The organism is Stenotrophomonas sp. HMWF003, from assembly GCF_003061285.1.
Lineage (GTDB): Bacteria > Pseudomonadota > Gammaproteobacteria > Xanthomonadales > Xanthomonadaceae > Stenotrophomonas > Stenotrophomonas maltophilia_AP.
In genome coordinates this window covers 4,313-11,672 of sequence record NZ_QAIW01000368.1, presented here as the reverse complement: position 1 = coordinate 11,672, position 7,360 = coordinate 4,313, and the positions used below count along the sequence as shown (strand labels likewise).

Below are 7,360 nucleotides of genomic sequence, written 5' to 3'. Positions count from 1 at the left end.
GGGCGGGCAGGGCGGTGGTTACGGCCAGCAGCGCCCGCAGCAGCAGCCGCAGCAGCCGGCGCCGCCGATGGACGACTTCGCCGATGACGACATCCCGTTCTAAGAACACGGGGCTGTAAGCGTCGATAAAGATCCGACAGGAGCCCCATTCGTGGGGCTCCTTTTTTTTGTGCTTTTTTTGCCTGGAAAGATAGTCAGGCATAGTCATGCAGACATGACTTACGCATGCGTAGACGGTCATCCGCTCAGCTTCCGGGACCCGTTGGGCCTCTCCACGGAGATCCGGATCACTGGGTACGTTGAATCCCATAGGTGTGACCGGACCTATGCCCAGAGTTGGCGGGAACGGTAAAGACCCCGACTACTCCAACCCTGCTCAGTATTCTCTCTTCCAGCCGAAATCGCGGAAGCCCCGATGAAACCAGGAATGTCCGTCGTCACCGTTGTCGTTGTCGCCATTGCGACGGCCGGTTGCAGCGGCGAGCCGCGCGGCCCGCACGCCAGTGAACAACGAAGTCCGAGCGATGCCTTCGTGATTCCTGACAAGGAGCGAGCGACCGTCGAGGTGGCCGCCAACAACGGCGATGTCGCAGCCGTGAAGCGGCTGATCGACCATTACGAGGCCCTTTCGGGGAGTGACGAGGATGCCGCGAAGTGGAAGGCAGTGGCGCGGGAGCGTGGCGATTCGCAGCAACTGAATTACTACGCGGCGAGCACATTGACCGCCGCGAGGCGAGAGAACGACCCGGCGAAGCGACGTGCGATGGTGCTCGATGCCTTGGCGGCGGCCAGGCGTTCCAACGCAGGCAACGCCAATCCGTCGGCACAGAAGCTCATTCTCGAGGGAACTCGGGCCATGGAGGCCGAACAGTAGCGCGAAGGGCATGCGAAGCACCGGCGTGCCTGTTCGCACACCCGTAGAGCCGACCGTTGGTCGGCTTCTCCCAACGCCCGACGATACCAACGCAGGCCCCAGCGTCGGGCCAACGGTGTCCATGGGCATTGTGCTCCGCAGCATGGTTTTTAGTGCACTGCGTCTTGCAAAAAAAAGACCCGCTCCTCTATGGTGCAATCGATTGCATTAAACCGAATCGACAGCGTGTGATACCGGTTGGGAGGCCGGAAAGTGGATGCCTATCCATTCGATCGGACCAGGCCCGGCCCCGGGGCTCACACGGCGCGACGCGCTGCGCATGGCGGTGGCCGGGAGCGTTGGGCTGGGGGCGGCGGGCGTTCTGCCCGCGTTTGCAACCACCGCGCCACTCAAGGGCAACCTGAAGCACTCCGTCGCCCGTTGGACCTTTCCGCAGCAATCGGTGGCCCAGCTTTGCAGGACGGTGAAGGGCGTCGGGTTCGCCGCCATCGATCTGGTGGGGCCGGAGGACTGGCCCACGCTGAAGGCCCACGGCGTGTACAGCGCGATGTGCAACGGCGCGGAGCTGGGCCTGACCAAAGGCTTTGCCGGCCGCGAATTCCACGATCAGCTGGTCGAGCGTTACACGCGGCACATCGACCTGGTGGCCGAGGCCGGCTATCGCAATCTCATTTGCTTCTCCGGCAACCGCAACGGCATGGACCCCCAGGCGGGCATGGCCCATGCCGAGGCAGGGCTCAAACGCATCCTCGGGCATGCCGAGCGGCGCGGCGTGGTGCTGGTGATGGAGCTGCTGAACTCCAAAGTCGATCATCCCGACTACCTGTGCGACCACACCGCATGGGGCGTCGAGCTGTGCCGACGGCTCGGCTCGGAGCATTTCGGCCTGCTGTACGACATCTACCACATGCAGATCATGGAGGGCGACATCATCGCCACCATCGGCAGGCATCACGCGTACTTCAAGCACTACCACACCGCGGGCGTGCCTGGACGACACGAGATCGGCGACCAGCAGGAACTCAATTACCCCGCCATCTGTCGCGCGATCCGCGACACCGGTTTCGATGGCTATCTGGCTCAGGAGTTCATGCCTGCCGCGCCGGATCCCGTCGGCTCGCTGCGCGAGGCGATCCGCCTCTGCGACGTCTGAAACGCTATCCACCCAGGTGAAGTAGAACCCATGGCAGACAATCACTACGACGCAATCGTTGTTGGCTCCGGCATCAGCGGCGGTTGGGCGGCGAAGGAACTGACCGAGAAAGGCCTCAAGGTCCTGATGCTGGAACGCGGACGCAACATCGAGCACGTCAAGGACTACGTCAACGCGATGAAGGAGGCGTGGGACTTCCCGCACCGCAACCGGCCCACCCAGGCGATGAAGGCCGACTATCCGGTGTTGATGCGCGACTACGGCCTGGCCGAGAACCTTGAAGGGATGTGGGCGAACGAAAAGGAATCGCCCTACACCGAGACCAAGCGATTCGATTGGTTCCGCGGCTATCACGTGGGCGGGCGATCACTGATGTGGGGCCGCCAGAGCTATCGCTTCTCCGACCTGGATTTCGAGGCGAACCTCAAGGACGGCATCGCCACGGATTGGCCGATCCGGTATGCCGACATCGCACCGTGGTACGACCACGCGGAGAAGTTCGCCGGCATCGCCGGCACCCGCGAGGGGCTGGATGTGCTGCCCGATGGCGAGTTCCTGCCGCCGATCCCGTTGAACATCGTCGAGAAGGACGTGGCTGCGCGGATCCGGAAAGCGTTTGGCGGAACGCGCCACATGATCCACTCGCGCACTGCCAACATCACCCAGCCCATGCCCGAACAGGGCCGGGTCAACTGCCAGTACCGCAACAAGTGCATCCTGGGGTGCCCCTTTGGGGCCTATTTCTCGACCCAGTCGGCGACGCTGCCGGCGGCCATGAAGACCGGTAACCTGACGCTGCGGCCGTTCTCGATCGTCAAGGAAGTGCTCTATGACAAGGACCGCAAGCGCGCGCGCGGCGTGGAGATCATCGACGCCGAGACGGGCCAGACCTACCAGTACACGGCCAAGGTGATCTTCCTCAATGCGTCGTCCTTCAATTCGACCTGGCTGCTGATGAACTCGGCCACCGATGTCTGGGACGGTGGGCTGGGCTCCTCGTCCGGCGAACTCGGGCACAACGTGATGGACCATCATTTCGGCGCGGGTGCTTCCGGCCGGGTCGAAGGGTATGAAGACAAGTACTACCTCGGCCGCCGTCCTTGTGGCTTCTACATTCCCCGTTTCCGCAACGTTGCTGCGGACAGGCGCGGTTACCTGCGCGGGTTCGGATACCAGGGCGGTGCCAGCCGCAGCGGGTGGTCACGGGAGATCGCCGAACTGAACATCGGTGCCGATCTGAAGGAGGCGCTGACCGTGCCCGGTGACTGGCGCATCGGCATGACCGGGTTCGGCGAAATGCTGCCGCACCACGACAATACGATCCGCCTGGACGCCGAGCGCAAGGACAAGTGGGGCCTGCCGGTACTGGCGATGGACGTGTCCATGCGCGACAACGAAAAGGCCATGCGCAAGGACATGGCCGCCGATGCCGCCGAGATGCTGGAAGCCGCCGGTGTGAAGGACGTGCAGATGCACGACAACGACTACGCCCCGGGCAAGGGCATCCATGAAATGGGGACCGCACGCATGGGGCGTGACCGCAGAACCTCCGTACTGAACCAGCACAACCAGGTCTGGGATGCGCCCAACGTCTATGTGACCGACGGTGCCTGCATGACCTCCAGCGCCTGCGTGAATCCGTCGCTGACCTACATGGCGCTGACGGCGCGGGCTGCGGACCATGCCGTGCGCGAACTGAAAGCGGGGAACCTCTGATGGATCGTCGCGAACTGCTGAAGATGATCCTCGCCGCCACCGGCGCGGCCATGGTCGGCCTGCCCGCGCTCGCCCAGGGGCAGGCGCCCGCCGCAGGGGCGAAGATGCCTTTCTCCGACGCCGACGTGGGCACGCTGGATGAGATCGCCGAGACCATCCTGCCGCGGACGAAAACGCCGGGTGCGAAGGACGCGGGCGCCGGCGCGTTCATGGCGACGTTCGTCACCGACTGCTATACGGCCCGGCAGCAGGCGACGTTCCGGGCCGGCCTGGCCGATATCGACAAACGCGCCGGCGGCCGGTTCGTTTCGCTCGCGCCGCCGGCCCGCACCGAACTCCTGCGCGCGCTGGATGCAGAGGCCCGGAAACACGCGGTCGAGGTGACCGAGACTGGCACCGCCGAAGAAGGAGAACCGATGCCGCATTACTTCACGATGATCAAGCAGCTCGCCATCTTCGGCTTTTTCACCTCGAAGGTCGGCGCGACCGAGGTGCTGCGCTACGTCGCGGTACCGGGTCGCTACGACGGCGACCTGGCCTATGTGTCTGGCACGCCTGCCTGGGGGACCAGCTGATGGACCGCAGCACGTTGATCAGGTCTCTCCACGTCGCCGCTGGCCTGCTGGCCACGGCGTCCGCGGTTGCGCAGGCCGACACCGATCCCGCACGCGATCCAACCAAGACCGAGGTGTGGACGCCCGTGCCTGCAGTGGTGTCCACGCCGCCGGGCAAGGCGCCCTCCGACGCGATCGTGCTGTTCGATGGCAAGGATGTCTCCGCCTGGGAGTCGGAGCAGGGCGGGCGTGTGCCTTGGCGCGTGGCCGAGGGCGCGCTCACGGTGGTGCCGGGCAGCAAGGGCATCCGCACCAAGCAGCGCTTCTGCGACATCCAGCTGCATGTCGAGTGGCGCACGCCCACCGACACGAAGGGGTTTGACGGTCAGAACCGCGGCAACAGCGGCATTTTCCTGCAGGAGCTCTACGAGCTGCAGGTGCTGGACAGCTACAACAACCCGACCTACGCCAACGGCCAGGCCGGCGCGATCTACAAGCAGGCCATGCCCCGGGTGAATGCCTCGCGCCCGCCGGGCCAGTGGCAGGCCTACGACATCGTCTGGAAGGCGCCGCGCTTCTCGCCAGGCGGCGGGCTCATCTCGCCCGCGCGCATCACCGTGCTGCACAACGGTGTTCTGGTGCAGGACGACACTGTTCTCTCGGGCAAGACCGAGTACATCGGCGCACCGTCGTACGCGCCCCACGGGTGCGCACCGCTCTACCTGCAGGAGCACGATGCCAAGGTCAGCTACCGCAACATATGGGTACGCGAACTCTGACGGCGCAGGGCCGGCGCCAGTGCCGGCCTGCTACTTCGCCAGGTAACTGCTGATGTCGTCGATCTCCTGTTGTGACAGGTGGGAGAAGGGCGGCATCAGCCCGCCACCTTTGCTGATCTTCTCCTTGATCTGCACCGGCGTCATGCGCTTGCCGATATCGGTCAGCGCGGGGAACGCGCCGGGCATGCCCGCGCGATCCGCGCCGTGGCAGGCCGTGCAGTGCGCCGCGTACAGCTTCGCGCCCGCGGCGAGGTCGTCCTTGGACCACGCCGCCGGCGCATGCGTAGCCGCCCACAGGGTCAGCGTCAGAGTCAGGGTCGTTTTCAAGCAGGGCTCCTTTGCGGGCTAGCGCGTTGCGCGGGCGGGCAGGCTGACGGTCAGGTGGTTGCGCAGGTAATCGGCGCCGGTCTTGATGACCTTGGCAGGATCACGGGGTTGGTCGTGCTCGACGATGTACCACTGGACGCCGGCCGCCGCCGCGGCCGGGAGGATCGCGTTCCAGTCGAGCACGCCCTGACCGATCGCGGCGAAACCGCCTTCGTCTTCGGCCTGGCCCTTGGGCGCATTGTCCTTGGCATGGACGGCGAACAGCCGGCCGCGGAACCTGCCCAGCATCACCGCCGGGTCGTAGCCGGCGCGTGCCACCCAGGCAAGATCCAGCTCGGTCTGCAGCTCAGGTCCGGCCGCGGCGAACAGCAGGTCCAGGCCGGTCCTGCCATTGAAGTCGACCAGCTCGAAATCGTGATTGTGGTAGGCCAGGTGCATGCCCTCGGCCCGTACCTGTTTCGCGATCCGGCCCAGTTCCTTGCCCAGTGCGGTCCAGCCTGCGGCGTCGGTTGGCCGGTCCTTCGCGTCCAGGTAAGGCACCACCAGCGTGGTGTTGCCGATCGACCGGTTGAAGGCCACCACGCCGGGCAGGTCCCTGCGCAGCTCGGCAAGGGGCACGTGCGACGAAATCGCCTTGATCGCGTACCGGTCCAGCAGCTGCTTGAGTTCGGGGGCGCTGACGCCCTGCGTGCCCACCGTTTCCACCGCACCCACGCCCGCGTCATGGACGATCTTCAACTGCTGGTCGAGCGAGCCCGCGTTGCGCAGTGAGTACATCTGCACCGCGATGGGCTTCTTGGGGGTAACGATGTCGTGTGCGAAGGCCGGCAGGGCAGCGAGCAGCAGCAGGGCGAGGGTTGCAGTTCTGCGAACAGAGGTGTTCATCAAACGATCTCCCGGGATTCAGCCGATGGTGGTCCAGGCACGTGTCCTGGCCGATGCAATGACGCGGTCGACGATCAGCGCCGAGCGCACGCCGTCTTCGAAGGTGGGCAGGCCCTGCGGCTGCTCGCCTTCGATGGCGCGGTAGGTGTCGGCGACAAACGCCTCGAAACACGGGCCGTAGCCCTGCGCATGCCCGGCGGGCAACACCGACAGCCGGCGTTGTTCGGCACTGCCGGCGCCTGGCCCACGGACGAATATTTCCTCGCGCTGGTCGGGACGGCCGACCCACAGCCGCTCGGCGTCTTCCTGGTTGAACGCCACGCTGGCCTGGGCGCCATCGATCTCGAACCACAGGCGATTGTGGCGTCCGGCCGATACCTGGCTGACCGTGAGCGACGCCAATGTGCCTGCACCGGTCCGGAACATAGCCGCCGCCACGTCCTCGCTCGCAACCGCCTGCATCGCGCCGCCCGCCGTTGGCGTAGTGAAGCTCTGCCCGGTGAGGGCGCCGCGCTCGGGGATCACGGTGGCGAACGCCGCGCTGACGTCGACGAAGCGCTCGCCGCTGACCCATTCCACCAGGTCGCACCAGTGCGAGCCGATGTCGGCGAACACGCGCGATGCGCCGCCCAGTGCCGGATCCACGCGCCAGTTGTTGCTGGCCGGATCCAGCAGCCAGTCCTGCAGGTAGCTGCCGTGGATCAGGTGCAGCGGCCCCAGCTCGCCCTGCGCGATGCGGGCGCGTGCCTCGCGGACCACCGGGTGGTAGCGGTAGACGAAGGGCACCGTGGCGACCAACGCGTTCGAGGCGGCCAGGGCAGCCAGGGCCTGGGCGTCTTCCAGCGTCGTCGCCAGCGGCTTCTCGCAGATCACGTGCTTGCCCGCTTCCAGCGCCGCCTGCGCCATGGCGCGGTGCAGATGGTTGGGCGTGCAGACGTGCACCACCTGCACCTGTGGATCGGCGACCACCTCGTCAATGTCCCGATAGGCGCGCGGCACGGCCCACGCCTGCGCCACGTCGCGTGCGCGTTGCGGTGACGAGGCGGAGACGCCACGGATCTCCGCACCGGCC

Annotated in this window: 8 protein-coding genes and 1 pseudogene; 6 read left to right on the top strand and 3 right to left on the bottom strand. The window is 65.9% G+C overall.

The window, feature by feature from the left end; translation table 11 throughout:
- From DBR34_RS23300 to DBR34_RS15115, 6 genes and pseudogenes are all read left to right on the top strand, one after another.
- A pseudogene (locus DBR34_RS23300) lies at positions 1-103 on the top strand (single-stranded DNA-binding protein); the annotation flags it as partial.
- 324 nt (positions 104-427) lie between these two features.
- Positions 428-874, top strand: a complete 447-nt coding sequence (locus DBR34_RS15135; RefSeq protein ID WP_128097411.1) for a hypothetical protein — start codon at positions 428-430, stop codon at positions 872-874.
- 256 nt (positions 875-1,130) lie between these two features.
- Positions 1,131-2,027: a TIM barrel protein gene (locus tag DBR34_RS15130; RefSeq protein ID WP_128097410.1), complete on the top strand. Its 897-nt coding sequence runs from the start codon at positions 1,131-1,133 to the stop codon at positions 2,025-2,027.
- Positions 2,028-2,057: 30 nt separating this feature from the next.
- Positions 2,058-3,743: a GMC family oxidoreductase gene (locus tag DBR34_RS15125; RefSeq protein ID WP_128097409.1), complete on the top strand. Its 1,686-nt coding sequence runs from the start codon at positions 2,058-2,060 to the stop codon at positions 3,741-3,743.
- On the top strand, positions 3,743-4,318 hold the full coding sequence (locus tag DBR34_RS15120; protein ID WP_128097408.1) for a gluconate 2-dehydrogenase subunit 3 family protein: 576 nt from the start codon (positions 3,743-3,745) through the stop codon (positions 4,316-4,318). Before DBR34_RS15125 ends, DBR34_RS15120 begins: the two co-directional genes overlap by 1 nt.
- Positions 4,318-5,076, top strand: a complete 759-nt coding sequence (locus DBR34_RS15115) for a DUF1080 domain-containing protein (protein WP_128097407.1) — start codon at positions 4,318-4,320, stop codon at positions 5,074-5,076. The genes DBR34_RS15120 and DBR34_RS15115 overlap by 1 nt, the downstream gene beginning before the upstream one ends.
- Positions 5,077-5,106: 30 nt before the next feature.
- Here the strand turns inward: DBR34_RS15115 and DBR34_RS15110 are convergent, their stop codons facing one another.
- The 3 genes from DBR34_RS15110 to DBR34_RS15100 form a co-directional block, all read right to left on the bottom strand.
- Complete coding sequence (locus DBR34_RS15110; RefSeq protein ID WP_181394029.1) at positions 5,107-5,403, bottom strand: cytochrome c; 297 nt, start codon at positions 5,401-5,403, stop codon at positions 5,107-5,109.
- Between the two features lie 18 nt (positions 5,404-5,421).
- A complete protein-coding gene (locus DBR34_RS15105; RefSeq protein WP_128097406.1) occupies positions 5,422-6,288 on the bottom strand; it encodes a sugar phosphate isomerase/epimerase in 867 nt (288 codons plus the stop codon).
- A gap of 18 nt (positions 6,289-6,306) precedes the next feature.
- The coding region (locus DBR34_RS15100) for a Gfo/Idh/MocA family oxidoreductase (protein ID WP_258223971.1) at positions 6,307-7,360 on the bottom strand (1,054 nt) is incomplete at its 5' end.

What these genes read in the sequence shown, in the direction of transcription:
- DBR34_RS15135 (WP_128097411.1), top strand. Translation starts at nt 428, where the DNA reads ATGTCCGTCGTCACCGTTGTCGTTGTCGCCATTGCGACGGCCGGTTGC.
- DBR34_RS15130 (WP_128097410.1), top strand. Translation starts at nt 1,131, where the DNA reads ATGCCTATCCATTCGATCGGACCAGGCCCGGCCCCGGGGCTCACACGG.
- DBR34_RS15125 (WP_128097409.1), top strand. Translation starts at nt 2,058, where the DNA reads ATGGCAGACAATCACTACGACGCAATCGTTGTTGGCTCCGGCATCAGC.
- DBR34_RS15120 (WP_128097408.1), top strand. Translation starts at nt 3,743, where the DNA reads ATGGATCGTCGCGAACTGCTGAAGATGATCCTCGCCGCCACCGGCGCG.
- DBR34_RS15115 (WP_128097407.1), top strand. Translation starts at nt 4,318, where the DNA reads ATGGACCGCAGCACGTTGATCAGGTCTCTCCACGTCGCCGCTGGCCTG.
- DBR34_RS15105 (WP_128097406.1), bottom strand. Translation starts at nt 6,288, where the DNA reads ATGAACACCTCTGTTCGCAGAACTGCAACCCTCGCCCTGCTGCTGCTC.